Source organism: Actinomarinicola tropica (assembly GCF_009650215.1).
Taxonomy (GTDB): domain Bacteria; phylum Actinomycetota; class Acidimicrobiia; order Acidimicrobiales; family SKKL01; genus Actinomarinicola; species Actinomarinicola tropica.
This window is the reverse complement of the sequence record NZ_CP045851.1, coordinates 3,598,187-3,624,809: the sequence shown is the minus strand read 5'-3', so window position 1 is coordinate 3,624,809 and position 26,623 is coordinate 3,598,187. Positions and strand designations below refer to the sequence as shown.

At 68.6% G+C, this 26,623-nt stretch carries 23 protein-coding genes, 1 tRNA gene and 1 pseudogene; 11 read left to right on the top strand and 14 right to left on the bottom strand.

Translation table 11 applies throughout. From position 1 onward, the window contains the following. Positions 1-35 precede the first annotated feature (35 nt). The 3 genes from GH723_RS17845 to GH723_RS17835 all read left to right on the top strand — a co-directional run bounded on the left by GH723_RS17845 (position 36) and on the right by GH723_RS17835 (position 3,534). Positions 36-1,157, top strand: coding sequence for a class I SAM-dependent methyltransferase (locus tag GH723_RS17845; RefSeq protein ID WP_153760911.1), 1,122 nt, complete (start codon positions 36-38; stop codon positions 1,155-1,157). A 72-nt stretch (positions 1,158-1,229) separates the two neighbouring features. After that, positions 1,230-1,727 carry an RNA polymerase sigma factor gene (locus GH723_RS17840; protein ID WP_153760910.1) on the top strand — a complete coding sequence of 166 codons (498 nt, stop codon included), beginning with the start codon at positions 1,230-1,232 and terminating at the stop codon, positions 1,725-1,727. Continuing rightward, positions 1,714-3,534, top strand: a complete 1,821-nt coding sequence (locus GH723_RS17835) for a Kelch repeat-containing protein (RefSeq protein ID WP_153760909.1) — start codon at positions 1,714-1,716, stop codon at positions 3,532-3,534. The genes GH723_RS17840 and GH723_RS17835 overlap by 14 nt, the downstream gene beginning before the upstream one ends. Positions 3,535-3,811: 277 nt before the next feature. Here GH723_RS17835 and GH723_RS17830 read toward each other — a convergent pair whose 3' ends face one another. From GH723_RS17830 to GH723_RS17800, 7 genes are all read right to left on the bottom strand, one after another. After that, the gene (locus tag GH723_RS17830) at positions 3,812-4,948 is read right to left on the bottom strand and encodes a hypothetical protein (protein WP_153760908.1); all 1,137 of its coding nucleotides are present in this window, start codon (positions 4,946-4,948) and stop codon (positions 3,812-3,814) included. Positions 4,949-4,984: 36 nt separating this feature from the next. Next, a protein-coding gene (locus GH723_RS17825; RefSeq protein ID WP_153760907.1) for an IS3 family transposase occupies positions 4,985-6,192 on the bottom strand; the annotation gives its coding sequence in 2 pieces (ribosomal slippage) (positions 4,985-5,866 and positions 5,869-6,192; 1,206 coding nt in all). 220 nt (positions 6,193-6,412) lie between these two features. Then, positions 6,413-7,129, bottom strand: coding sequence for a YHS domain-containing protein (locus tag GH723_RS17820; RefSeq protein WP_195210409.1), 717 nt, complete (start codon positions 7,127-7,129; stop codon positions 6,413-6,415). 99 nt (positions 7,130-7,228) lie between these two features. Next, complete coding sequence (locus GH723_RS17815) at positions 7,229-7,948, bottom strand: ZIP family metal transporter (protein WP_153760905.1); 720 nt, start codon at positions 7,946-7,948, stop codon at positions 7,229-7,231. Beyond that, positions 7,941-8,411: a signal peptidase II gene (locus tag GH723_RS17810; protein ID WP_153760904.1), complete on the bottom strand. Its 471-nt coding sequence runs from the start codon at positions 8,409-8,411 to the stop codon at positions 7,941-7,943. Before GH723_RS17810 ends, GH723_RS17815 begins: the two co-directional genes overlap by 8 nt. Further along, positions 8,408-10,342: a heavy metal translocating P-type ATPase gene (locus GH723_RS17805; protein ID WP_153760903.1), complete on the bottom strand. Its 1,935-nt coding sequence runs from the start codon at positions 10,340-10,342 to the stop codon at positions 8,408-8,410. Before GH723_RS17805 ends, GH723_RS17810 begins: the two co-directional genes overlap by 4 nt. Beyond that, a complete protein-coding gene (locus tag GH723_RS17800) occupies positions 10,342-10,680 on the bottom strand; it encodes an ArsR/SmtB family transcription factor (RefSeq protein WP_153760902.1) in 339 nt (112 codons plus the stop codon). Before GH723_RS17800 ends, GH723_RS17805 begins: the two co-directional genes overlap by 1 nt. 84 nt (positions 10,681-10,764) lie before the next feature. Here GH723_RS17800 and GH723_RS17795 point away from each other — a divergent pair, with 84 nt between their 5' ends. After that, positions 10,765-11,358 carry a class I SAM-dependent methyltransferase gene (locus tag GH723_RS17795; protein WP_153760901.1) on the top strand — a complete coding sequence of 198 codons (594 nt, stop codon included), beginning with the start codon at positions 10,765-10,767 and terminating at the stop codon, positions 11,356-11,358. 783 nt (positions 11,359-12,141) lie between these two features. Here the strand turns inward: GH723_RS17795 and GH723_RS17790 are convergent. The 4 genes from GH723_RS17790 to GH723_RS17775 all read right to left on the bottom strand — a co-directional run bounded on the left by GH723_RS17790 (position 12,142) and on the right by GH723_RS17775 (position 18,006). Further along, complete coding sequence (locus tag GH723_RS17790) at positions 12,142-14,925, bottom strand: DNA methyltransferase (RefSeq protein WP_229022917.1); 2,784 nt, start codon at positions 14,923-14,925, stop codon at positions 12,142-12,144. A 56-nt stretch (positions 14,926-14,981) separates the two neighbouring features. Next, on the bottom strand, positions 14,982-16,226 hold the full coding sequence (locus GH723_RS17785; protein WP_195210338.1) for an ISL3 family transposase: 1,245 nt from the start codon (positions 16,224-16,226) through the stop codon (positions 14,982-14,984). Positions 16,227-16,612: 386 nt separating this feature from the next. Beyond that, positions 16,613-17,518 carry a hypothetical protein gene (locus GH723_RS17780; protein WP_153760899.1) on the bottom strand — a complete coding sequence of 302 codons (906 nt, stop codon included), beginning with the start codon at positions 17,516-17,518 and terminating at the stop codon, positions 16,613-16,615. Continuing rightward, entirely contained in the window at positions 17,515-18,006 is a 492-nt protein-coding gene (locus GH723_RS17775; RefSeq protein ID WP_153760898.1) for a hypothetical protein, read from the bottom strand. The genes GH723_RS17780 and GH723_RS17775 overlap by 4 nt, the downstream gene beginning before the upstream one ends. Before the next feature lie 193 nt (positions 18,007-18,199). Here GH723_RS17775 and GH723_RS19275 point away from each other — a divergent pair. Both GH723_RS19275 and GH723_RS17765 read left to right on the top strand, forming a co-directional pair. Beyond that, positions 18,200-18,454, top strand: a pseudogene (locus GH723_RS19275) (relaxase domain-containing protein); the annotation flags it as partial. 28 nt (positions 18,455-18,482) lie between these two features. Then, positions 18,483-19,619, top strand: a complete 1,137-nt coding sequence (locus tag GH723_RS17765; protein ID WP_153760897.1) for an ATP-dependent DNA helicase — start codon at positions 18,483-18,485, stop codon at positions 19,617-19,619. On the opposite strand, the gene GH723_RS17760 is transcribed toward GH723_RS17765, so the two are convergent. Together GH723_RS17760 and GH723_RS17755 are read right to left on the bottom strand one after the other, a co-directional pair. Next, entirely contained in the window at positions 19,609-20,745 is a 1,137-nt protein-coding gene (locus GH723_RS17760) for a tyrosine-type recombinase/integrase (protein ID WP_153760896.1), read from the bottom strand. The genes GH723_RS17765 and GH723_RS17760 overlap by 11 nt on opposite strands. Before the next feature lie 245 nt (positions 20,746-20,990). Then, positions 20,991-21,061: transfer RNA gene (locus tag GH723_RS17755), tRNA-Gly, on the bottom strand. Positions 21,062-21,205: 144 nt separating this feature from the next. Between GH723_RS17755 and GH723_RS17750 the strand changes: the two genes are divergently transcribed. From GH723_RS17750 to GH723_RS17735, 4 genes are all read left to right on the top strand, one after another. Then, positions 21,206-22,138: a hypothetical protein gene (locus tag GH723_RS17750; protein ID WP_153760895.1), complete on the top strand. Its 933-nt coding sequence runs from the start codon at positions 21,206-21,208 to the stop codon at positions 22,136-22,138. Positions 22,139-22,262: 124 nt separating this feature from the next. Then, the gene (locus tag GH723_RS17745) at positions 22,263-22,490 is read left to right on the top strand and encodes a hypothetical protein (RefSeq protein WP_153760894.1); all 228 of its coding nucleotides are present in this window, start codon (positions 22,263-22,265) and stop codon (positions 22,488-22,490) included. Between the two features lie 166 nt (positions 22,491-22,656). Next, entirely contained in the window at positions 22,657-23,226 is a 570-nt protein-coding gene (dcd, locus tag GH723_RS17740; RefSeq protein ID WP_153760893.1) for a dCTP deaminase, read from the top strand. A gap of 35 nt (positions 23,227-23,261) precedes the next feature. Beyond that, positions 23,262-23,651, top strand: coding sequence for an ACT domain-containing protein (locus tag GH723_RS17735; protein ID WP_153760892.1), 390 nt, complete (start codon positions 23,262-23,264; stop codon positions 23,649-23,651). A gap of 22 nt (positions 23,652-23,673) precedes the next feature. Here GH723_RS17735 and GH723_RS17730 read toward each other — a convergent pair whose 3' ends face one another. Continuing rightward, positions 23,674-25,911 carry a heterodisulfide reductase-related iron-sulfur binding cluster gene (locus GH723_RS17730; protein ID WP_153760891.1) on the bottom strand — a complete coding sequence of 746 codons (2,238 nt, stop codon included), beginning with the start codon at positions 25,909-25,911 and terminating at the stop codon, positions 23,674-23,676. Between the two features lie 116 nt (positions 25,912-26,027). Here GH723_RS17730 and GH723_RS17725 point away from each other — a divergent pair, with 116 nt between their 5' ends. Continuing rightward, entirely contained in the window at positions 26,028-26,552 is a 525-nt protein-coding gene (locus GH723_RS17725; RefSeq protein ID WP_153760890.1) for a winged helix-turn-helix domain-containing protein, read from the top strand. The last annotated feature ends 71 nt before the right edge of the window (positions 26,553-26,623 follow it).

Genomic DNA, 26,623 nt, shown 5'->3' with positions numbered 1-26,623 from the left:
CGACCGGTCCCGCCGCCGCTCTACGCTCGTGGCCGATGTCCTCGCCCGTGGTCCCCGTCGACTCCGCCGTCTACTACTCGGGGGCCTACTGGAACGACCTCCCGGCCGTCGTGGAGCACCTCCACACGCGGATGAGCGGCCACGCCGACCGGACGTGGATGCACCGCACGCTCGAGCACCGCGGCGCGCCCTACCGGGCGGCGCTCAGCCTGAACGTCGGGAACGGGTGGGTGGAGCGCGACCTCGTCCGGCTCGGTGTGGTCGAGTCGGCCCACGGCATCGAGTACCTGCCCGACCTCGTGGAGGCGGCACGATCCGCCGCGGCCGAGGAGGGACTGCCGATCACCTACGAGCAGGCCGACACGAACCGCGCCGAGTTCCACCGGGGTCCGTTCGACCTCGTCGTCGACCACGCCGCCCTCCACCACGTCGCCCACATCGACCGGGTGGTGCGCGGCCTCTGTGAGCGCCTCGAGCCCGGCGGCACGCTCGTCGGCTTCGACTACGTCGGCCCGCACCGCAACCAGTACCCCTGGGAGGTCTGGGAGGCCGCCCACCAGGTCAACCTCCTGCTGCCCGAGCACCTGCGGCAGGAGATGACCTACCCGCACCTCCCGACGATGCTCGTCGACGACCCGACCGAGGCGGTCCACTCCGAGCTCATCGAGGAGACCGTCCGGCGGTACTTCGAGGTCGAGCAGTGGGAGGACCTCGGCGGCGCGATCGCCTACCTCCTGCTCACGCACAACGCCCGGCTCCACGCCCGACCCCACGACGAGACCGACGAGTGGGTGCGGCTGGTCCTCGACCACGATCGGGTGTTCACCGCCGCCCACCCCGAGCACAACCTGTTCGCGTTCTTCCTGGCCCGTCCGCGCCACGACGTGTTGGCCGAGACCGAGCAGCTGGCGACCTGGTCGGCCGAGGAGGAGCGTCGCGAGGCTGCCGCAGGCGACGCCGGCTCGTACTACCCGCCGACGTCGCTGCAGCTGCTGACCCAGGCGCTCAGCGACGAGCGCGACCGCGTCCGCGCCCTGGAGCAGTCAGAGCCCACGTCGCCAGCGGTCCGTGGGGTCAAGGCGGCGGCGCGCCAGCTCGCGGGCGCCCTCGTGCGCAGCGCGCGGCACCGCATCGGGGAGCTGCGGCGCCGAGGCTGACGTCGGCGTGTGGCGGGCGCGCCGTCCTGGGTGCGTGTAAACGAACCGGCCTCCGGATCACTGTGTAGGTCGATGGCTGGACCGGACGCGGACTTCGAGGAGCTCTTCCAGGTGGAGTACTCGTCCCTCGTGCGCGCCGTGTTCCCGATCGTCGCAGACGTGGGCGACGCCGAGGCGATCGTGCAGGAGGCGTTCGTGAAGGCGTCGGTGCGCTGGGAGACGGTCCGGCGGTTCGATCGGCCCGGGGCATGGGTGCGCCGCGTGGCGATCCGTGACGCCGTCCGTCACGCCACCCGCCGGCGCCGCCCCTGGGGCCTGCCATCGCCGTCGACGGGGATCGCGGAGTCGGTCACGGATCGGGTCGACCTGGATCGTGCGCTCTCGCGCCTTCCTGCGCGCCAGCGCGCCGCCGTCGTCCTCCACCACCTGCTCGGGTGGCCCGCCGCGGAGGTCGCCGAGACCCTCGGGTGCGCCGAGTCGACCGTGCGGGTCCACCTCCACCGAGGACGAACCGCCCTCGCCGCCATGCTCACCGACGATGCCGAAGGAGTCTCCGATGGGCGTCGATGAACTGCTGGGCGGTGCGACCGTCCGCACGCCACCGGTCGACCTCGACGCGGCTCGCCGCTCGATCGACGAGCGCCTCCGCCGGCGGGCACGGCGACGTGCGACGCTCGCCGGCGCAGGTGCTGCGGTCGTGGCGGTCGCCGTCGTCGCGGTCTACTCGTTCGTGCGTCCGGACGACGACGGCAGGGTGGCGGTCGTGACGGACGTGAGCACGACGGTGGCGCCGACCCCGGGCGACGGCGATGACGACGAGGCCCCGTTCGCCCCCTCGTCGTCGGCGACGATCGGTGATGCGCGGATCACGATCTCGGTCGACCCCGTCGAGCTGCCGGGCCTCAGGATCGAGGTCGGAGCGCCCGTGGCGTCAGAGCACGGCTGGTTCGCACACGACCTCCGCCTGACGAACACGTCCGACCGGATCGTCCGCATCGATGACAACAGGACGTCGCTCGCGCTCGGCGAGCCCCCTGCCCTCATGGTGGCCGAACCGGGCTGTGGGTACCTCCGTCAGGATGACGGTCCGGATGCGCCTCTCGTCCTCGGGCACTGCAACCACGACCTGCGCTCGTACCGCGCGGAGCCAGGCGAGACGATCGTCCAGGAGTGGTGGGCGGCGCGAGATCTTCCCGGCCTGGTGCCCGGGGGGTACGGCACCTTCCGCTACGACAAGATCGTCGAGTACAGCGTGGGAGGCGCCGACTCGCCGGCGGAGCAGCACGCCGAGGCGATCACGATCACCTACGAGATCGCTGCCGCGAGCGGCGGATCGGCCGACCCCTCCTCTCGGTCCTTCGCCGCGACGGCGTGGACCGGAACGCAGTACCTCGTGTGGGGCGGCGAGGCCGGGACGGAGACGACCACCCCGAACGACGGCTGGGCGTTCGAACCCTCGACCGGTGAGATCTCCCCCATCCCAGCTGCTCCGGTTCCCGGGCGCTCGGGAGCGACGGGCGTGTGGACGGGCATCGAGCTCATCGTGTGCTGCGGGAACACCCTGTCGACCGGTGGCGTTCCGGCCCTCGCGACCGCTGCGGCCTACGACCCGGCATCCGGGACGTGGCGACGTCTCGCCGACCCGCCCGAGTCGTTGATCGCGCGAGAACGCATGGAGGTGAGCCGGTACCCCGCATCGGTGTGGACCGGGTCCGAGATGCTCGTCGTGTCGGGTGACGACGGAGTGGAGACCTTCGTCGCGGCCTACGACCCGGCCACCGACACGTGGCGAGACATCGACGGCGCTCCGCACGGGCTGCACCGCCAACCCGAGATCGCGTGGACCGGCGAGGAGCTCGTCGTCTGGGGAGGATGGAGGACCTGGCCACCGGGGGGTCGCGAGGACGCGCTCGCCGGCGCTCGCTACGACCCCGTCAGCGACGTGTGGACGGACCTGCCGGAGCTCCCGGATGGCGACGGACCGTACGATCCGAGCATCACGTGGACGGGGGAGGCGCTCGTCGTCTGGGGCTACTCGGGATGGAGCTGGGATCCCGACACCGACGAGTGGACGCCGCTGCCCGATCCGGGGCTGCCGGCGATCGAGGAGTACGAGGGTTCCCCCGGCAGCCAGGCGATCGTCTGGGACCCGGTGCGCCGACGGGTCATCCTCTACCCGACGCACGGCTACGAGTACGGGTTCCTCGAGGGTGGGGCCCCCGGCCCTGTACCGCTGCTCGCCTACGACCCGAGGACCCGGTCCTGGGAGCGGCTGGGCGAGGTCGCGTTGGGCTACTCGCCGGATCTCACATCGGGTGGCGGGTGGCTGCTGTGGCCGACCGCCCCCGACCCGGTCCTCCTCCCAGCTCCTGAGTAGCGCGGCAGGTCTCCAGGTGTCCCGGACGCGACTCGGCCCAGGTCCCCGGAAACCGGGTGTGACCTGGGCCGATCTGCGAGAGCGGATGACGGGAATCGAACCCGCATTCTCAGCTTGGGAAGCTCACCGGAGGGGGCCGGCTGACCAGCCGCTTCTCGCGAAAGTCCAGGTCAGAGTGTCCGTCTCGTGTCGTCCCGTGTCGGCGAGTCACGCCGGATGTCGCTCCGTAGGGTCACGCTAGGGTCACGCCGCCTGTCACGGAGATGCGTCGGTGGCCTCAACTTGTGAACGAGGTGCGAAGATCGTCACGGCGGTATGCGTGGCTGATGACGATCTCGAGGCAGTCGATGTCGTCGAGATCCAGGGCTCCTTCGAACGTGCCGCCGTGGATCGGGAGGTCACCGATCGCAAGGGTCCACCCGTGCACCGGGTTCGGATGGCCGGGTCCCGATGGTGCCGACTTGCCGATGAACACCCTCTCGAAGGGTCCCTCGAGTTTTCGGGCGTTGCGCGTATGCATTGCGTAGTTGGCGGCACCGCGCGGGTTGATCTCCTTGTCGTCAACCCGCCGCTCAGGTGGCGTGTCGTCGTCCGACACGTAGATCGTCGCGACTCCAAGCAGGTGGCGGGTCATCAGGTCGAACCCCGATTGGAAGAGGGTGGTACCAGCGCGGCGGTCCAGGTCAAGGTGGATGGCGCTGATCGTCAGGTAGAGGTCGGACAGATCGACGAACGCTTGCTGGAGGTCGCGATGTGTGGCCTCGTCCTCGAAGAAGGGCAGGTGGCTCGGGTCCTTGCTGTGGAAGGTCTCTAGGCGGAGACGGTAGATCTGCATGAACCGGCCGTGAGCCGTCAACGGTCGGAAGCGCTTCTCCAGTCGACGTTCGACCTCTGGAGTGTCGAGGACTAGACGAGCGGAGCGCCTCAGCCAGTCGCTCTCTGTTTCTGACGCCTGCTTCACCGCAACAGTCCCCAGGATCGACTCGACCGCCAAGTACATGTGGCGGAAGGCGCTCGTGAGATCGTCGTCGAGCTGGGCAGCGCGAAAGTGCCGGAAGCTCGGATGCCAATCGGGTGGGAGTGGAGGCGAAGGCAAGCGATCCGGCGGGATGCTCGCCGCTATCGCCCTGGTTCGTTCGCGGAGCGGCTCAGTGATCAGTTCGCTGGGAAGGTATGAATGGCACGTGTAGCGCATGACACGACCGCGATCCTTTGAAGTCCACCACGTGATGTGCTCTGCCGCGCCGGACAACGACGCCAGCGCGGCATGTTCGGCGCTCATGACACTCACGACGTCCAGTGCTCGCTGGGCCACCGAGACGGACGCGCGTCGCGTGGCATCGGCCCCATCGGTGTGGTGTTCGAGCCGAACGACGAGGTGTTGACCACCGATTTTCCCGATCAGATGTGCCACAGGTGGGACTGCCGCGCGTTGAGGTGACAGGTGGGGTCAGGCGGCGGTTGCCGTCTGTGGGGTGATGATCGTTTCGTACTCGATGGGGGTCAATCGGCCGAGGGCGGCTTGGCGGCGCCGGCGGTGGTAGGTCCGTTCGATCCAGGTGACGATGGCGATGCGGAGCTGGTCGCGGGTGGCCCATCTCTGTCGGTCGAGGACGTTGCGTTGCAGGAGAGCGAAGAACGACTCCATGGCGGCGTTGTCGCCGGCGGCGCCGACTTGGCCCATGGAGCCGACGAGGCCGTGGCGGGTGAGTGCGCGTTGCACCTTCCGGGCGCGGAACTGGCTGCCTCGATCGCTGTGGAACACGCAGCCGGCGACGTCGGCGTCGCGGCGGGCGACGGCCATCTCGATGGCGGCGACCACGAGTCGGGCCTTCATCCTCGAGTCGAGGGACCAGCCGACGATCCGGTTGGAGTAGAGGTCCTTGATCGCGCAGCAGTAGAGCTTGCCCTCGGCGGTGGGGTGCTCGGTGATGTCGGCGACCCACAGCTGGTTCGGGGCGCTGGCCGAGAACCGGCGGAGGACGAGGTCGTCGTGGGCGGGGGTGCCGGGCCGCGATCCCTTGCGGCGGCGGGGCTTGCCGAAGCAGGACCACCAGCCCATGTCGCGACAGATCCGCCACACCACCCGATCCGACACCTCAAAGCCTTGGGCGCGGACCTCGTCGGCGAGGAACCGGTAACCGAACTCGGGGTCGTCGCGATGGGCGTCGAAGATGGCGTTTGCGAGGTAGGCCTCGTCGAGCTCACCGGGGGTGATCGGCTCGTCGCGCCACCGGTAGTACTGGGCGCGGCACAACTTGAGGACCCGACACGTCACCGTGACGGGAACCCCGTCGGCGGCAAGGTCACGGACGAGCGGGAACATCATTTCCCCGGCAGGTTCGCCTGGGACAGATACGCCGCCGCGCGGCGCAGCACCTCGTTCTCCTGCTCGAGCAGCCGGATCCGACGCCGGGCAGCCTTGAGGTCCTCGTTCTCCGCCGCCGTCGTCCCGGGGCGGATCCCGTCCTCCACGTCGGCGGCGCGCAGCCAGTTCGTCAGGCACGACTCCGAGATCCCGAAGTCGGCCGCGATGTCCTTGAGCAACACGCCGGGCTCGCGGTTGCGGGCGACCCGGATCACGTCCTCGCGGAACTCACGGGATAGGGCTTGGGCATGGTGAACATCCTTCCAGCAGCACCTCTCGGCACCACAGATCAGATGTCACCCCGCCGCGCGGCAGTCCCGACCGCTAGCACGGTCCGTCGACCTGCGGTCCATCTCGAGGGTGTCGCGCTCGGAACGGCGTCAGGCTGGCCTTTGGGGGCTTCCGTGTCGAGGTCTGCCATGGCTTCACGGTCCTCCCGTTCGGCACCATCCACAAGGGACGTTGGACCCGTCATGGCAGCTGACGATCACCCGTTCCAACCGCGGTTCCTCACGGCTGGGCCTCCTCGTGCAGGTACTGCTCGGGCGCTTCGAGGAAGCGATCGGCACAGCCGGGAGAGCAAAACGACGGCGCTTTGCCATCCCGTGGGACCGTTGGTGTCGTGGCACCCGGGCTGATCCGCATCCCGCACACCGGGTCCACGACGCAGTGGTCTGTCGGGCACAGCACGACGGCGAACAGGTCGAGTAGGTCGTGGAACCCGCGAACAGGAACTGGCCCGAGCGGTTCCACCTGCCAGCCTCCGTCGGCGGCGGCGTGGGCTGCCGGTCCGGTCACCCGGAGTTCACCGGCGGGCGCCAGGCCGGCGAGGCGCGAGGCGAGGTTCACGGTCGCTCCCAGTACGTCGCCGTCTCGTTCGATGACCGGGCCGGTCGAGATGCCACCTGCCAGCTCCGGCATGTCGACGGCGGCGTGCAAGGCTCGGGTGACCTCGTCCGCGACGGCGATCGCAGCGCCCGGGCTGATGAGCTCAAGGAGCACGCCGTCGCCAAGCGTCTTCACCACTCGACCTCGATCTATGAGCGATGCGTGGACTGCATCGCTGAACCGGTCGATCACCTCTATCGCCGTGGTGTCGCCGTGGGCGTCGTTCAGCGATGTGAACCGGCAGAGATCGAGGAACATGACGGTCCGCTGCGTCGGTCCACCCGACGAGCCTTCACCTCTTGCCGACTCCAGCAGCTCGCCAGCATCCCCGTCGGTCACCGCAGCGGCTCCTGGCCATTTGTCGATCGATCGGTGGCATGCCGTTGGCCACATGGTTGGCCAGCAACCCGAGGACGGTTTCGATTGCTCACCGTCGGGTCAGTCACCGAGCAGCGCGGACGTGAACACGAACAGCGTGAACCCGGCGATCAGCGCGAGCGTCGAGCGGCGGTTGTCCGACGTCGTTGCGTGGGCCTCGTGGATGATGTCCTCGAACGCGGCGACGGTGTACAGCCCGGCTGCGGCGGTGAGGGCGCTGTATTGCCACGCTTCGGGGCGGGTGCGCAGGACGAGGAAGCCGAGCACTGCGGCAGCGATCGCGGGGACGAGGAACGCCGCGGTGAGCCAGAGGCGGGTGGGCCGAGGCGTGTCGTTGGCTCGGAAGGTGGACAGGGATGCAAAGCCTTCGGGGATGTTGGCCATGATCTGGCCGATGGCGAGGGTGATGCCGAGGTCGGCGGACACGGCGGTGCCGGCTCCGATGAGAAGGCCGTCGCCGAACAGGTCGGTGGCGACGGCGAGGAAGATCATCCACATCCGACCGGACCCTTCGGCGCACTTCTCGACCAACATCCCCGCGCCCAGGTAGCCGAGCCCGCCGATCGCGAACGCGATGCCGACGGTCCAGCGAGACACGCTGTCGAGCGCTTCGGGGAACACCTCGATGGCCGCGATGGCGATGACGATCCCGGCGGCGGCGTGCAACGACCAGTTCAGCCACTTCTTCGAGTCCGGTGCGAGCTCAGCGACGAGGCCACCGGCGGCCACGCCGGCGCCCGGTAGGAGAGCCAGCAGGAGCACGGTCGACTGCTCAGGCATGATCTGCCTCCTCCACCGGCTGAACCGTGACTGTCGGCTGCTCTCGGAGGGTGGTGACCAGGGTGACGGCGACGCCGGCGGTCAGGGCGACGTCGGCGAGGTTGAAGACGGGCCACCAGCCGACGTCGAAGAGGTCGACGACGCTGCCGCCGACGAGTCGGTCGGCGAGGTTGGCGGTGCCGCCGCCGACGAGCAGGCCGTCGCCGACCGGTCCGCCGAGGCCGCCGCGCCAAGCGCCGACCGCGACCGCCGCGACGACCAGGCCGGTGAGCGCTGCTACGACGGCAAAGGGCTGGTCGGCGCCGAAGCCGAATGCCACTCCGGAGTTCTCGGTCGCCCGCACGGTGATGACGCCGAGGTCGACGGGCTCGGTCAGCCAGCGCACCGCCGCAGCCTTCGTTGCCAGATCGATGGCGACGGTGGCGGCAGCGACGACGACGAGTTGGCGGTGCACCGAGCTCATCGGGCCATGCGGGTGCCGTTGAGGATGACGGCAAGTTCGGACAGCTCGTGGGCGAGGACAGCGACGGGCAGGGCGATGATCCCGAACAGCGCGGTGGGGACCAGGACTGCGAGGATCACCAGGGACAGGGCGAGGTTCTGGGTGACGATGCGACGGGTGCGTCTGCCGGTGCGGATCGCGGTGGTGAGCTTGGCGAGGTCGTCGGCCATGAGGGCGACGTCTGCGGTCTCGAGGGCGATGTCGCTGCCGGCCGTTCCCATGGCGACCCCCACGGAGGCGGCGGCCAGGGGTGGGGCGTCGTTGATGCCGTCGCCGAGCATGGCGACGTGGTCGTAGCGCTCGACCAGGTCTCGGATGCGTGCGGCCTTGTCCTCCGGGCTGAGACCGGCGCCGATGTCGTCGATGCCGGCCTGGGCGGCGATCGCGGCGGCGGTGCGGGGGTTGTCGCCGGTGAGCATGACGATGTGCTCGATCCCGAGGCGGCGGAGCTCGGCGATGGCCTCGGTGGCCTGGGGCCGGAGGGTGTCGGCAACAGCGAGCACCCCGAGCGGTCCGTCGGGTCCGGCGAGCACGACAGTGGTGTTGCCGGCCGCTTCGAGCCGTTCGATGAGGTCGCTGACGCCGCTCAGGTCGTGGCCCTGGCCTGCGAGGTAGGAGGGGCTGCCGATCGTCACGTCGATGCCCCCGACGTTGGCGTGGACACCGCCGCCGACGGCGGCGGCGAAGCTGTCCGGTTCGGGCACCGTGAGGTCGCGCTGGTCGGCGGCGGCGACGATGGCTCGGGCGATCGGATGCTCGGAACGCCGCTCCGCTGCGGCGGCCAGGGCCAGCAACTCGTCGTCGGTGAGGGCGCTGGTCGGGTGCAGCTCGGTCAGCTCGGGCCTGCCCCGGGTGAGGGTGCCGGTCTTGTCGAGGGCGACGGCCCGCAGGCGGCCGAGCTCCTCGAGGTACACGCCGCCCTTGATCAGCACGCCGGAGCGGCTGGAGCGGCCCATGGCGGCCACGTAGGTGACCGGGATCGAGATGACCAGGGCGCAGGGTGCGGCAGCGACCAGCACGGTCGCTGCTCGCAGCGCCCAGTCACCCCAGTCACCGGTGAGGGCGCCGCCGGCGATCAGGATCAGCGCCCCGGCGGCCAGTACGGCGGGCGAGTACACCGCGGTGAAGCGCTCCATGAACTGCTGACCCTGTCCCTTGCTCTCCTGGGCTTCGGTGACCAGCTCCACCACCCGAGCCAACGTGTTCGTCGCCGACGTGGCCGTCGCCTCGACCACGAGCGCACCGTGGCCATTGGCGGTCCCCGCGAAGACCTTGTCGCCGACGGCCTTGTCCACAGGGATGGACTCACCCGTCACCGCGGCCTCGTCGAGCGCAGATGTGCCTTCGACCACGACGCCGTCGGTGGCGACGTTCTGGCCCGGTCGGACGAGGAACCGGTCCCCGAGGGCGACCTCATCCACGTCGACGTCGCGCTCGTTGCCGTCAGCGTCGACGACGGTCACCCGTCGGGGGGCGAGGTCCAACAGCTTGGCGATGGCGTCGCGGGTCCGGTCCTCGGTGAACTCCTCGAGGGACTCCGAGATCGAGTACAGGAACGCAAGGGCCGCCGCTTCGGACCAGGCGCCGAGCACGCCGGCGACGACGGCGGCGACGGTCATCAGCAGCTCGATGCCGATCTCTCGCTCCGTGACCAGCTCCTCGATGGCCTCGGCCGCGAAGAACCGGGCTCCGACGAGCGCGGCGACGATGAACAGCACCGTCGACACCGAACCCGGCGCGCCGACCGGCCCGGCCAGGTAGCCGGCAGCGATCAGCAGACCACTGGTCGCCGACCACCGCACCTCCCGAGAGCGCCACAGCGCCGGCAGCAACGCGTCCGCGCCGGAGGGCACCTCCCCGGGCGCGAGATCGTCCGCAAGATCAGCGGTCATCAGTGGTCTCCGGTGCGGTAGTTGTCGCACAACGCCACCTGCTGGCCGACATCGGCGAGGAGCTCTTCGGCCTGGCGCAGAAGGCCGACGACGGCTGAGGTGGCGAGGCGGTAGTACACGGCCCGGCCTTCGGGGCGGTCGGCGATGAGCCCGCACTCCTTCAAGCACGCGAGGTGCCCCGACACGTTCGACTGCGAACCGCCCACGGCCTCGACGAGCTCAACGACCCGGCGCTCACCCGCAAGGAGCTCGGTCAGGATCGCCAACCGAGTCGGGTCCCCGAACCCTCGGAAGAGCTGCGCCGCGACCGCCACATCGGATCTCTGAGCAACCGTCATGAACCCACCCTACCCATCGGTAAGCACCGATGATAGCGTCCGCTGCCGATTTGTTCCCGAGACGCGGAGGTCAGGCATGCCGTGATGTCGAGGGTCGAGGCGGCGTTCTGTCGCAGCGCACCATGGCGCGCCTTCACCGAACGGATCGTCGTGCCATGGGTGCTGCGGGGCGAGGAGCTCGCCGGCGACGTGCTCGAGATCGGCTCCGGGGCCGGAGCGAACGCCGCGGTGATCGCCGAGACGCAACCCGAGACAAGGGTCACAGCCACCGACCTCGACCCGACGATGGTCGCCGCTGCTCGAGCACGGCTCGCCAGGTACGGAGCCCGAGCCATCGTCGCCGACGCCGACAGCACACGGCTGCCCTTCGACGACGACCACTTCGACGCTGCCGTCAGCCTCCTCATGCTGCACCACGTCATCAACTGGGAACTCGCGATCTGCGAACTCGCCCGAGTGATACGCCCCGGCGGTCGGGTCGTCGGCTACGACCTCATCGCAACTCCAGGCGCACGCCTCCTCCACCTCGCCGACCGATCACCCCACCGACTCCTCACCCGGAATGACCTGGCCAGGCAACTCACCGACAGCGGGTTCCACGACGTCGACGTGACCCCCGCGCTCGGCGGCCTCGTGGCCCGCTTCCACGCCACCCTGCCGACATCATCAAGGGGATAGACGGCCCGCTCTCCCCGCCCCCAAGGTGCCGTTGGAAGCGCACCCCGGGAACGTCCGAACGAGCCTGTGTGAGCCGTGCTTGAACGATCGCCGCCGATGCCGCAGCCACGCTGCGTGCTGCCCACGTCGCCGGCGCTGCTGTCCGCCGGCTCGCGATGCCTGCTGGCTGCGCACAGGACGGTGCCGCCCTACGTCGAGCGAGCGCGCCACCGCCGGACGACGTGCCGCGGAAGGGAGGCGATGCCCTTCATCAGACCGACCACCAGGTACACGACGCGTGCTGCGTCGCCCGTCTGCGCCGGACTCCCATAGGGGTCGCGGGCGATCGCCTCGGCAAGGACGTCGCTCGATGATCGGGGTCGCTCGGGCACGGAGGTCCCTTCGTCGCTTCGCCCTTTCACGGTACAGCGGGGCGCCTCGGGGGAGCGGGGCCCACGGAGGAACCAGGCGATCCGTAGGGTCACGCTAGGGTCACGCGGCCTCTCGGAGCCCCGAGCGCGACCCGGCCCAGGTCCCCGGAAATCGGGTGTGACCTGGGCCGATCTGCGAGAGCGGATGACGGGAATCGAACCCGCATTCTCAGCTTGGGAAGTCGATATGACAGATTTCGATGACCTGCATCGATGTGAGATCGCCCAGGTCAGAGGCGTATTTCTGGTACCGCCACGTACCAGCCTGTCCACCTGATCTCGTCCCGTTGTGGCACGAATGTGGCACGCCGAAAGCGCCCGCCGATCTCAGCGTTCAGGCTGGAAAAGCGGGACGGCCGCGTGCCCGAGTGGATCATCGGGCACGCGGCCGCGGCCCACGCCGCTTCGCCGACCTGGTGATGCCCGGCAGCTCTGCAGCGGAGGTGAGCGCTTGGTAGCGGTCGAACAGGACAGGGAGCCGTTCAGCATCGCTCACCAGCGTCGCACGCTTCCCGAATGCCGCATCAACGACCCGGTCAAGAGCCGTGTGCGCACGCGTGAGAGCGCTTGGCATCGAAAGGGGGTCGTAGAGGTCCGCGAGTGTTGTTGTGGGGAACAGTGCTCTCGCAGCGTTGACGCCCTCGGCAGCCTCGCGCACTCGACCGCACTGCGCCTCGGTCAGCGATGGGAACGGAAAGGTGTTGTAGACAGTCCCAGCGGCGACCTGATAGTCGCTCTTGAGCCGTCCTGAAACAGCTCGAACCCATGCCATGAACATCGAGGAGTGAAGGAGCCCGAACTCCACAAGGGTGGCATTGACAACTGCTGTGCTGGGCGTCCGAAGGATCGCCTCTGCTCCGTAGAAGCGCATCGGGATGTACCGGCGCCGCGATGAACTCACGCATGGAAGCAGGAGATACTCACTGTCCGGCTGCCGGAGCTCCAAGAAGCGGCCCGGTTGATTCGCCATCTCCCTCGTCGAGGTCTTGTGGCTCGCCTCACGCTTGCGTCGCACGAGTTCGAGCTGCCGTGCGAGGACGGGCGATCGTCGGATGTCTTCTGGCGGAGCGTCCTCAAGCCAGAGACACCATCGCTCGACATCGTTGATCATCTCTTCGGCGCCGACGAGCGGACGTAGGTAGCGGGACGCGATCGGGTCCGAGCGGACGTCGTCGACCTCCTCCGCCGAGAAGGTCAGGTAGCCCCAGTCGCCAAGCTTGTTTCCTTCGCGCGCGGGCAACACGTCGTCTACGAGCGGGCGCCGGCGCTTTGCCACCAGCACATTCGGTGCATCTGCTAGGTAGGCGTTGATGTTCGCCGCCGTGGCCTCAGCGGGGTCACCATTGACGTCCGTGTAGTCGTACAGAACGGGTCGCCTCCCGCTGTCACCTATCCCGAAGCCGATGATCACGCAGTGGACATGAGCGGCACCACGCGCTTCGCTTGTCCAATTGAACGTTCGATGGGCGAACCGGATCCGCAGGTCTGGGCACTCTAGAGCTGGCCAAAGAACCGGCGGCTGCTCGCCGTGGGTGATGGAGTTCGTAGACACGAACGCCGCCTCGACCTGACCACTCGCCATGTAATCGGCGGCCTTGCGGTACCAGCACGACACGTAGTCCAAGACGCCGATGCCGGAGCTTCGCCCAAAGACGATCTCCATGTCGGCCTTCTGATCGGCAGAACGTTCCTTCTTCCCGACGAACGGAGGGTTTCCGTAGAGGAACGAACAATCGTTCGCGGAGAGAACCTCGTTCCAGTCGAGCCGGAGTGCATTGGCGACATGGATGTTTGCAGCTGCAGTGAGTGGAAGATCGACGATGTTCACGCCGAAAGCCGCTCCGAGCCGCTCATTCTCCAGGTGATCCATGAGGTACATCGCTGTTTCAGCGATCTTCGCTGGAAACTCCTCGATCTCGATCCCGTAGAACTGGTCCACGTTGACCCTCCGCAGGAATCCAAGCTGCGTGGTCATCTGGACATTCTCGGGATGGAGGCGCTGAAGCGTCTCTCGCTCCAACGCCCTCAACTCCCTATACGCGATCACGAGGAAGTTGCCGCATCCGCATGCTGGGTCGAAGAAGGTGAGCTGCCCGAGTCGCTCGTGGAATCGCCGTAGCTTCGGAGCCGAGGTCCCGCAGGCGTCGAGACTCGAGCGAAGCTCGTCAAGGAACAGTGGGCCGATCACCTTCATGATGTTGCGCTCAGACGTGTAGTGGGCACCGATAGCCCTGCGTGCCTCGTCGTCCATCACCGACTGGAACATCGATCCGAAAATCGCCGGGCTGATCTGAGACCAGTTGAATCCGCAGGCTTCTCGGAGTCGGTCTCGCATCGTGCGGGTCGTGTCTGGTGGCTCGATCCGCTCCTCGAATAGGCCACCGTTGACGTACGGAAAGGCCGAGAGGTCCTCGTCGAGCGCTGTCGTCCGGCGCTCCTCGGCGGTGTCCAACACGGTGAACAGGCGACCTAACCACATTCCTAGGTCGGAACCGTCGTCCCGTGTGCGGTTGACGATGAGATCCGCGAACTGATTCCTAGACCAGAGACCGCTGTCGTCACCGAAGAGCAGGAATAGCAGCCGAACGAGGAACACGCGCAGCGCGTGACCGGTGTATCCAGTCGCCGTGATCTCGTCATAGACCTTGCCAAGGAGCTCCGCAGCTTCGATGTTGACGGCATCCTCGTCCTCGAAGCGCCGCGTCGTGTAGCCCGCGAGGCTCACGAATCGGTCAACCTGCCGAGGGAAATCGCTGAGCGGAAACTCGAACTCGTCCCGCTGCGGGTCATCGAGGTCGAGGACGCGAAGGCGGGCGAAGTCAGACACGACGACCAACCTCGGTAGGTCTGCATCTGGCAGGCCGTCGATATAGTCGAGCGCCTGATTCATGGCGTCGTCGAGATTGGCTCCGCGGGACTTGTGCTCGGCCAGGAGCATGCCGGGCCAGAGAAGATCGATGAACCCGTGGCCGCCGGTGGAGGTGCGGTGGGTGTGCCGTTCGAACGCAGCGTTCACGCGCCTGCGTTGAACACCGAAGACGAGAAGGAACTCGGTCCAGAACGTCTGTGCTTCGCCACGTTCGTAGGTCTCCTCCCTCCACTCGTGAACGAGACGCTCGGCGGATTCTCGGATGTCGTTTCTGCTCGGTCGCGCCACGACCATGAGCCTGCCCCATCGGGCAGGGTCGTCGCGGGATAGCGGCGCTTCGCGTTTCAGCGGGGAGTGACGGTGGCGAGTAGCGCCCAGTTGGGGCGGCCGGCGTAGAGCAGGGCGCGGACGCGGTAGTGGGCGAAGCGGCGGAACCCGAAGGCCACCCGCTTGACCCTCTTGATGAGGTTGTTGATCGCCTCGGTCGGCCCGTTGGACACGCGAGCCCGGTGCCAGGCGGCGATCTGGTGGCGCCACTTGGTGATGGTGCGGCCGAGCTGGCGGACCTCGGGCGGGCAGGACTCGTCTTGGAGGTCGTGGCCGAGCCGATCGATGAACTCGGCAGCGACGGTGGGGTCGTCGATGTCGTAGATGCCGCGCACGGTCTCCTTGGCGTGCCACGCGGTGCGGACCTCGCCTCGGGGGTCACCGGCGTCGAGCAGTCCCAACAGCTTCTCTCTGCCCTTGTCGTCGAGGCGTTCGTCGGCTCGGGTCAACAGCCGCCTGGATCGGTAGAGCGGGTCGTCCTTGCGGCCCCGATGCCCCAGGGTGTCCTGCTGGACGCGGCGGCGGACCTCGTCGAGGCGCTGGTTGGCGAGCTTGATGAGATGGAACGGGTCGGCGACCTGGCCGGCGTCGGGCAGCATCGTGTCGAACGCGAGGCGCCACGGCCCCGACAGGTCCAGCACCGCCCAGGCGATCGCGTCACGCCATGTGACGGGCATGGCCGCCAACCACGCGCACAGCCCCGCCGAGGAGCGCCCTTCGATCACGTCGAGCAGCTGGCCCGAGGTGACATCGGTGATCGAGGTCGACCACGCCTGGGTCCGCCATCGACCCAGCCGGGCGAACAGCACCTCATCGACCCCGAGCGCCGCCACCGCGCCGACCCGTGTCTGGTCGGCGTCGAGCAGCGCGGTCCCGTAGGCGATCACGGCGTCGTTGATCGCGTGCCAGTCCGCGCCGAGCTCAGCCGCGACATCGGACACGGCCCGGCCGTTGCGGCCGACCTGGCGGGTCGCCCACCGCCCAGCCCGGTCGGTCACCGACAACCGCGGCGCGGCGATCCGCGGGTCCTCATGGGTCCACGACCCCTGCCGGCACCACCGCCTCGGACAGCAGAACCGGTGCTTGCGCCACCGCAACGTCACCGGGCGGCCGAAGCAGGTGAGATCGACCAGCTCGACCACCGGCCGGTCCTTGACCCACGCCCGCTCCCCGCAGTTCGGACAGACCGGCGCGTCCACGATCGACTCGACGGTGATCTCGAGCCGGCCGACCAGCGGCTCGACCACCTCGAGGACCTTCACAGCGCCAAGACCGACAAGAAGCTCGCACGCGCGCGTAGCGTTGAACACAGCAGGGGCACCTCGGACTCGACGACGTCAGACATCGCCAAGTTCGCAGGGCCCCTGCTACGCGTCAGGGACCCTCACACCCCGCTCATCCGCGAAGCGCCGGGATAGCTCCTGGCGACCACGCAGGTGGTGATCGGCGTAGATGCCTGGGCATGGCGAGCCTCTCAGCTGCGTGAGGATCCGAACGGGGCCCTCTGCCTCTTCGATGCGGTACCTCATTGGCGGGAGGCACGAACCGCGGCTCCATCCTGCCCGGCCCCTATGACAAGAACGCGAGCTCGGAAGCTGATCCGGCCTGTCGGTGCGACAGGCCTCCGGGGCCGCAGTTCGCAGGGCTCCTACTCCTCCAGCGACTCAATCGCGAGGAGGGACAGTGACTCTCGCTGTGGCCGGCCGGAGCTGAAGGTCGTCGTCGACCGCTGGACCGTGGCGCGCACGAGGCTGCCGATCGTCAGTCCCTCAAGTTCCGGTCTGACATCTGTTGGCACGCTTCCCGTGATCGTGTCTCCCCCGACCTCGATCTCGAAGCGGCCCGCGCCTTCCAACGCTCCTCGAAGAGTCCCTGCGATCACTTCTATCTGGAGGGCGCGCTCCGCATCGGCGAAAGCTCTAGCGAGGTTGTTCGCCTGAGAGCGGTCGAGCCCGACGGACCGGCGGCGCCCACTTGCCTCAGCTACGACACTCAGCTCCAGTCCGTCGCGCGCAATTCCGGCGACGAGAGTTGAGAGCGCCTGGGTCGTCTTGGGTTGGACTCGCTCCGTGAGCCGCTGAACCGCTTGCCCAACGTCAGGCTCCGCGGCGGTCGCGAGCGCATCGAGAAGCGCGTCGGATGCGACAGCAAATGGATCGCCGAGTTGTGTCTGGTCGGCGGCGACGACCTCAACGACGTGCGAACCCGCTGCTGGAACTCCGACCAGAGGACTCGCCCCCACCGATCGAGCCAAGTGACGAACGTTTCGGACCAGTCGCTCAAGCACCTCCGCGTCGACGTTGCTTCCGTAGACCGGGCGCCCCGTCAGACGGAGATGCATGGCACCGGTGAGCAGCCGTTCTCGTTCGGCGCGTTCCGTGTTCAGTGCGGCTTCGAGCGAGGCTCGTTCCGAGTCGTGGCCGAGTTGTGCGTGCCAGTCGTCCGCGAGCGGATCGATCGGGGACTGGGACGGCATGGAGGCAAGCCGTGCTTCCTTCCACTCGATCTCCTCCTCGAGGATCTCAAGCCGTGTCTTGACCTCATCAGTGCTCACAGCTTCACCTCCAACCAACCGGTCGGGACTGCCTCGCCGCTGGTGAGTTCGCGGCAGCGCCAGGTGGACCGAGTTCGTTCCCGCTTCAGTCTCTCAGTATCCCCGGGGTCAACGACAGTGACGTCGAGACGTAGGGGAGGCAGTAGGAGCGGAGAGGCGAGGATGGACTGCGCGATCCAGTGGTCGCCGTGACGCATGGACCCGAGGTTGACGACGGCCACGACGTCTAGCGCCTCGACTTCAGGCCGCTTCGTGGCGGCCAGTTCCCCGCGAAGCCAGGTGGTGGCCCCCGCACCGGAGTCGGCGAGCCAGGTCATCAAGCCCCGCAGGTGAGCGAGGGCTCGCAAGCGGGACTGCGACAAGCCGAGGACTCGGACGACCTCGTCGAAGTGGACAGCGTGTGGCTCAGGCACCCCGTCCTCATCGGTTGAACCCTGTATGAGCCGGGGCTCGCCGGCGAGATCGAAGAACAGATCCTCGAGCGCCATCACACGGACGCCTGGGTGCTACTTCGCCGCCCCTTGCTCATCTAGTGCGATGGTACGGCTACAAGCCCTGGCCAGGGTTGACCCCTCCTTGAGGTCCCGTCGCGAAGATCTCGCCGGCTCGTCGGCCTAGTACCGATGTGAAGAGCTCGATGCGACAGACGAGTGCATTGGGGCGACCACGATCCATCGCACGATGCGGGCGGCGGTGGGTCGGATGATGCGCGTGACGACGTTGAAGGCGTCGACCGCAGCTGGACTGGGCGGACTGCTCGCCTACTACGCCGGTCTCGCCGAAGACCGGCAGCGACCGGGTCCTGGGCGTGGCCCGGTGGACTACTACCTCGACCCGAACGAGCCTCCTGGCCGTTGGCGAGGCGAGGGACTCGCCGGGATGGGTGTGTCGGGTGAGGTGACCGGGGAGCAGCTCCGCGCGGTCCTCGAGGGCCACCATCCCGTCACGGGGGAGAGGCTGGGTCGTGATCCTCGACGAAGCAGGCATGGCCCGCACCGACGACTTCGCACAACTCGTCGACCTCGCCGAACAACACCAGTGGCGGCTCGTCGCCGTCGGCGACCCCGCCCAGCTCCCCGCCGTCGGGCGCGGCGGGGTGTTCGCCCACTGGTGCGACACCCTCCCGCACCACCGCCTCGACACACCACGCCGGTTCACCGAACCATGGGAAGCCGACGCCAGCCTCGCGCTGCGCGACGGCGACCCGACCGCTGCTGACACCTACGGCGAGCACGGACGCCTCCACTCGATCCACCCGGCCCTGGTCGCTGCGGCCATCGCCGACGTTCACCAGGCACAGGTCGGTCGAGGCCGGACGGTGGCGATCACCACCAACACCGCGGACATGGCCCGCACCCTCAACACCGAGATCCAGCGGCGACTCGACCGCCACGACCCCCGACGACACCGCAGCGACCGACGGACACTCGCCGACGGCACACACGTCGTCGTCGGCGACACGGTCGCGACGCGACGCAATGACCCGTCGTTCCTGACCGACCGGGGAGATCCCGTCCGGAACCGCCACACCTGGAACGTCACCGCGCTCATCGCTGACGGCTCGCTCACCGTCACGCACCCCGACCGCGGCACCGTTACCCTCCCCGGCGGCTATGTCGACCGCCACGTCGAGCTCGGCTGGGCCGTCACCGGCTACGGCAACCAAGGGGACACCGTCGACATCGGCCTCGCCATCCTCGAACCCGGCACCACCCGCAACCACGCCTACGTCGCACTCACCCGCGGGCGCCTAGCCAACAATGCCTGGATTCCTGACCCCATCGGCATCGCCGACCCCGCCACCGCCCTCGCCGAGATCATCGACCGCACCCCGCGCGCCTCGTCTGCCCTCGCCACCCAGGCAGCCCTCCACCGCGCCGCAGGAGTAGAGGCACCCTGGGGTCTTGGGCGCGAACGTCCGGCGCAGACCCGGACGCCGCTCAAGCCAGATCGACCCAACCAGACCAGTCCGCCTGCGCCGCCGACGCCCGCGCTGTCGGAGCTCGACGAGAAGGTCGCCGCCATGCAAGCTCGCTTCGACCGCCTCCAAGGCGCCCCGACACGAGAGACGCCCGACCTGGATCGAGGACTCAGCCGCTGACGTCAGGCCGGCGGGCTGGTCGTTGCTTGAGGTGGGCGTCGATCATCCCGTTGAGGCCGTCGGCGATCTGTTGGTCTCGGTCGCGGGTGGCGTGTTGGTAGATCAGCGCGGCACGCGAGGTCGACTGGCCGAACCTGGCCATCAGCTCTTTGGTGCTCGCCCCTGTCATCGCCGCGAGCGTGTTGCCGGTGTGGCGCAGATCGTGGGGCTTCATCCCCTCGATGCCGATCGTCGCCAGCGCTCGGCCCCACGCCCGGTACCACGCCGCCCGCCGCACTGGTTGGCCGTGGGTCCCCGGGAACAGCAGACCGTCCCGGCCCGCCGCTGCGAACCGGTCGAGGTGGACGGCCAGCTCGGGGACCAGCAGCTCGGGGATCGCGACCCTGCGAACCCCGGCCGCGGACTTGGGTGGGCCGAGGACCCAGGTCCCGTCCTTCAGCTCCTGGTACTGCTCGACGACCCTGATCGCGCCGGAGTCCAGGTCGACACGCCCGCGGGTGAGGGCCAGCATCTCGCCAAGGCGCAACCCGACGAACGCGCCGATGAGGACCATCGCCCGAAAGCGCGGCTCGATCACCTCGGCGATGTCGAACACCTGGGGGATGGACGCGATCGGCCGCTCAGGGGCGGACTCGGTGCCCGCTCCGTTGATCACACACGGGTTGCGCAAGATCAGCTCGTCGGCGACCGCGGTGTTCAAGATGGCACGCAGCAGCCGGTAGCACTTCGCCACCGTGCTGCGGCCGGGAGTGCCGGCGCGCAGCATTCCGGCGTGCCACTCCCGGACCGTCGTCGGGGTGATCTTGGTCAGCTCGAGGTCGCCGAGAGCGGGCAGGATGTGTAGCCGCAGTTCGGACTCGTACAGCTCCAAGGTTCGTGGCCGCAGCCCCGGACGCAGGTCGAGCCACCGGGTCGCGTACTCCCCGAGGCTGACCTGGCGGGCCGCCGGATCGACCCAGTGACCCCGCTCAATGTCGGCACGCACGGTCGACAGGTACACCTCGGCGTCTCTCTTGGTGCGGAAGGTCGTCGGCGCTGCGACGAGCTGGCCCTCCACGCAGTAGCGGGCCTGATAGCGGCCCGACGGCAGCTTGCGCACACTTCCCCACGACGAACGCGAGCCCATGGCTCCTCCTGAGCATCAGGTGCTGGGAAGGACGCCGTGCGTCGCGCCATCGAACAGCGGAGTGGGCACCCGGCGATGCCGACCCCATGGACTGCTGCCGTCCGAGGTCTTCGCAGTGTGCCACGCCTGGCCCGCCACGTCACCGACCGATGTGGCACGGGTGTGGCACGCCCGCCCGCTCAGCCTCCGAGCGCGACTCGGCCCAGGTCCCCGGAAACCGGGTGTGACCTGGGCCGATCTGCGAGAGCGGATGACGGGAATCGAACCCGCATTCTCAGCTTGGGAAGCTGATGTTCTGCCATTGAACTACATCCGCGTGCGGCCCCGACGGGCAGCCCGGAGAGTGTAGGTCATCGCCGTTGCCGGGCCCCACCCTCGCTGTGCCCCCGGCGCCCCCGTTTGGTCACTGGACCGTGCGTCACTACGGTCGGCCAGCGGTATGAGACACAGCGCACATGACATGACGAACCATCCGAACCGGCTCCGCCGCACTCGCCGGGGGGCGGTGATCGCTGCAGCAGCGGTCCTGCTCCTCTCCGGTTGCGGTGACGACGGTGGCGACGACACGACCTCCCCTCCGGGGCTCGACGACCTGGTGGGGGGCAACGGCGACGTCGGCGGCGACGATCCGAACGACGCGGGCCACGGCGACACCGGCGACGACGGGAGCGTCGAGCTCGAGATCGTCCCGCCGAGCTTCCACCTCCCCGCCACTGCCGATGTCCCTTCCGACTTCGAGGTGCTCCCGGCCGCGTGCGACGCGCCCGACGGGGATGGCACCTGGATCACCTACGCGGTCCCCGAGGACTGGGACAACACGTCGCGCAGCGGCGGGGGATCCGGCTCGCCGCTGTCGACCTCGACCGAGCTGGGCTTCGTCCGTCCCGACGCCGGCGACGTCTCCGTCGATCTGGAGCCGGAGAGCCGGATGCCCGACGGAACGATCCTCGACGCGTCGGGCGAGGAGTGGGAGAGCTTCGACTACGAGATCACGACCTACTCGGGGGATGGCGAGACCACGACCGAGGTCACCTTCGAGTCACGGGGCACCGTGACCGTCGGCGAACAGGACGTCGAGATCTGGGTCGCCGACCAGTCCCAGGCCCCCGACGAGTTGGGGTCGACCGAGGCGAAGGCGCGCGTCGAGGTCGCCGACCTGCCGAACCCTGCGGCCGGCGACGAGGACAAGCTGCGCCCGGCGTCGTTCGTCGTGACGATCAGCTGGGACGCCGAGGACGGCGATATCGACGACGCCACCATCGGCAGCATCATCGAGTCGCTCACGCTCCCCGACTGCACGCGTGAGCGGATCGTCGCATTGGAGGAGGTCCAGCTCGGCGAGGACCTCGATGGCGACGGCGAGGTGTCCACCGCGCAGGACCTCTTCGGCTGAGCTCCGGTCTCCTCGGATGGTCGTGGCGCTCGGTGTTTGACCCCCGGTGAACGCCGGTAGTGGTCCCGGCGCCACGATCGCCCCGGGAGAGACCCGGCGGCAACCGGTCTCTTGGAGGACCCCCATGCGAAGTGGATCGATCGGAGCCAGCATCCTGCTCATCGCCGTCGGCGCCGTGATGGCCTACGCCGTCACCGTCGACACCGAGGGCTTCAACATCAACACCGCCGGCGTGATCCTCATGGTGGTCGGCGCCATCGGCCTCGTCGTCTCCCTCATCTCGATGTTCGTCGCCAACGACCGCGTCGACACCCACACCGAGACCCGCTACGTGGAGCGCGACCGGCTCTAGCCGCCACCGCAGCTCGTACAGCACACGCCGGGACGGCGGCCGCCAACGACGCCGGCCGCTGACCCGGCACGAACGCACCGGACGGGGTTCCCCAGGCCCCGTCCGGTGGCGCGTCCGGCCCCGGGCCGCAGGGACGCGACCGCCCGGCGACTAACGTCGCACGGCGATGATCCTCTCCGATCGCACCATCCGCGAAGAGCTCGACGCCGGTCGCATCGTGATCGACCCGTTCGATCCGCAGTGCGTGCAGCCCTCGTCGGTCGACCTGCACCTCGACCGCTACTTCCGGGTCTTCCGGAACCACACGATGGGCCACATCGACGTGAAGAAGAACCTCGAGGAGCTCACCGAGCTGGTCGAGGCGGACGACGACGATCCGTTCATCCTCCACCCGGGTGAGTTCGTCCTCGGGTCGACCTCCGAGCGCATCGCCCTGCCGGCCGACCTCGTCGCTCGCCTGGAGGGCAAGTCGAGCCTCGGGCGGCTCGGCCTCCTGATCCACTCCACCGCGGGGTTCGTCGACGCCGGGTGGGACGGCCAGCTCACCCTCGAGCTGTCGAACGTGGCCAACCTGCCGATCACGCTCTACCCGGGCATGAAGATCGGCCAGATCTCCTTCCTGCGGATGACCAGCGAGGCCGACGTGCCCTACGGCAGCGGCGCCCTCGGCTCGAAGTACCAGAACCAGGTCGGCCCCCGGCCGAGCCGCTACTGGGAGAACTTCGAGAAGGACTGAGCAGCGGGTCCGGTCACCCGGCCAGACTCACCGCCGTGCCCGGAGAGACCGACCTTGCGACGATGCTCGCCGCGCTGCGCATCGAGCGCCGCGCCGAGCCGGTGACCGTCGTCCACCTGACCGAACCGGTCGCCCTCGACGACGGGGTGCTGGCGGTCATCCAGGAGGGCGAGGGCACGACGGCGGTCGTGACGATCGCCGCCGCCGAGCGCCGCGGGTGGCCCGTCGCCTTCCGTGCGGCCTGGCTGACGGTCGCCGTGCACAGCGCCCTCGAGGCCGTCGGCCTCACCGCGGCGCTGGCGGCCGCCCTGGCGCGGGAGGACATCCCCTGCAACGTCCTCGCCGCGTACCACCACGACCACCTGCTCGTCCCCCTGGACCGGGCCGACGACGCGATCCGGTGCCTGGAGTCCTTGAGGGGTTGACGGACGGGTCAGATGTGCAGGGTCAGTCCTCGTCGGTGGACGACGCCGACGCCGCCGGGGTGCGTGCGGCCTCGCCGGCCTCCAGCGCCTCGAGGAGGTGCATGGCGATGTCGCCGACCTGCACGTCCTCCTCGGCGCCGGCGCCCTTCACGCCGTCGTCGATCATGATGTAGCAGAAGGGGCAGGCGGTGGCGACGCGCTGCGCACCGGTGGAGATGAGCTCCCTGGAGCGCTCGTCGTTCACCTTGGTGCCGATCGTCTCCTCCATGAACATGCGGGCGCCACCGGCGCCGCAGCACATGCCCTTCGTGCCGTTGCGCTCGGCCTCGACGATCTGCACGCCGCCGAGCGAGCCGATGACGTTGCGGGGCGACATGTAGACGTCGTTGTGGCGGCCGAGGTAGCAGGAGTCGTGGTAGACGACCCGCTCCTCGAGCTTGGCCTCCGACATGTCGAGCTTGCCCTGGTCGATGAGCCACTCGAGGAACTGGCTGTGGTGCACGACCTCGTAGTGCCCGCCGAGCTGGGGGTACTCGTTCATGAGGGTGTTGAAGCAGTGGGGGCACTGCGTGATGATCTTCTTCACGCCCATGCCACCGAGCACCTCGATGTTCTGCATGGCGAGCATCTGGAAGATGTACTCGTTGCCGGAGCGGCGGGCGGGGTCGCCGGTGCACATCTCCGACGGGCCGAGGATGGCGAAGTCGATGTCGGCGCGCTTCAGCAGCTTGGCCATGGCCTGGCTGACCTTGCGGTTCTTGTCGTCGAACGATCCGGCGCAGCCGACCCAGTACAGGTACTCGTGGTCGAAGGCGTCGGTCGGCTCGAGGATCGGGACGTCGAGGTCCTTGGCCCAGTCGGCCCGCTCGCCCTGGCTCATGCCCCACGGGTTGCCGGAGTTCTCCATGCCGCGGTAGGCGCCGCCGAGCTCGGTCGGGAAGTTCGACTCCATCAGCGACAGGTAGCGCCGCATGTCGAGGATCTTGTCGAGGATCTCGATGTTCACCGGGCAGATCTCGTCGCACGCCTTGCAGGACGTGCAGGCCCAGACCTCTTCGGGCGTGATGCGCTCGAAGAGCGAGTTGGCGCCGATGGTGATCTCGCTGTCGACGCCGATCGGGGGCGACACCTGCGGGTCGCCGGTGGCGGCCATGACCTCGCCGGTCTTCAGCACGATCTCGCGGGGGTCGAGCGGCTTGCCGGTGGCGTGGGCCGGGCACACCGAGGTGCAGCGGCCGCACATCGTGCAGGCGTCGGTGTCGAGCAGCTGCTTCCACGTGAAGTCCTCGACCGTGGAGGCGCCGAAGCTCTCGAGCTCGGTCTCCATGAGGTTCGGCATGGGCTTCATCGCGCCCTTGGGGCGGTCCTTGTCCCGGAGGTACATGTTCAGCGGCGAGGTGAACATGTGACGCAGCATCGTCACGGGGAGGATGGCGAGGAACACCACGAAGGCGAGCACGTGGATGATCCACTGCGACTGGTGCCAGCCGGCCAGGTTGGCGTTGTTCTCCACGAGCGTGGCGAGCGGGTAGCCGACGACCGACCAGCGCTCGTACTCGGGCATGCCCTCGAGGGCGATGCGGAACATCTCGGTGGTGAAGCCGGTGACGGCGAGGACGAGGAAGGTCCCGAGGATGAGCGCGTGCTCGGGCTTCGACTTGATGCGGATGCGGTACGGCCGCTGCACGTAGCGGCGGACGATCGCCCACATCACGCCGACGAAGAGCCCGACGCCGGCGAGGTCACCGATGAGGGCGTAGGCGCGGTAGACGTCGCCGTGGAGGAACTTCAGGCTCTCGGGGGCCTGGTAGTTGATCTCGAGCGTCGCGGTGACGGCGAGGAGGATGAGGAACGAGAAGTAGATGAGCGAGTGCATGATGCCGGCCGCGGGGTCGCGCAGCAGCGTCTGCATGTAGACGCCGGCGCGGAAGTCCTTCAGGCGCTGGCCGACGTTCTTCTTGGTGGTGGCCCGCTTGTCGGGGCCGCCGCGCTGCCAGTTCTTCATCCGCTGGGAGAAGAGGACGGCGCCGTAGACGAGCAGCACGGGGACGACCGTGTAGAAGGCCAGCTTCACCCCACTCGGGATGTTGATGAAGACCTCACGCTGCACCTCGGAGTCGTCGGTGAAGTGGAAGACCAACGACGCGATGCCGGAGGCGATCGTGCCGAGGGCGATCGCGACGCCGAGGCCGACGACGATCTGGTGGGGGCGGACCCGAGACTTCGCGGGCGCCTCTGCGGGTTCGGTGTCGGTGCTCATCGCCGGCCGACGGTAGTCGCTGACCTTTCCGCGGACCGAATGCGAGGGCGGTACGTGCAGGACCGTGTTCACCACGCCGAAACAGTCGAGAAACACTCGCTCCTTACGTTGCCGCCATGGATGTCGTGCTCGTGCGGTGGCCGGACGAGCGGGATCGACGCGAGGAGCTCCGTCGGTCGGGCCGGCCCCGTCTACTTCTGCTGGAGGACGGATCACCCGCGCCGACGACGGTCGACGCGCTCGAGGACTGGATCCGCCTCCCGGCCGACGAGTCCGACGTCCGAGCCCGCGTGCAGGCCCTCGAGCTGCGAGCGATCGGGACGGGCCACGTGCCGGACGTCCCCTCGCTCGACGACGACGGGGTGCTGCGCTGCAACGGCAGCTGGGTGGCGCTGCCCCCCGTCGAGTGCCGCCTCACCGCCGCGCTGCTCGACCGCTGGGGCGCCGTCGTCAGCCGCGACGCGCTGTCACGCGCCGGCTGGCCGGACGGTGCCCCGGGTCGCAACGCGCTCGACGTCCACGTGCTGCGGTTGCGCCGTCGCCTGGAGCCCCTCGACCTCGTGATCCGCACCGTCCGCTCCCGCGGCTACGTGCTGGAGGCGGCGTCAGATTCGGGTCAGGCAAGGGTGAGCCAGGCGTAACACAGCGCACACAGCGGCGAAATCGCCCCTCCTTACGGTCCCCACATCGAGATCACACGTCCGTCAGGTCG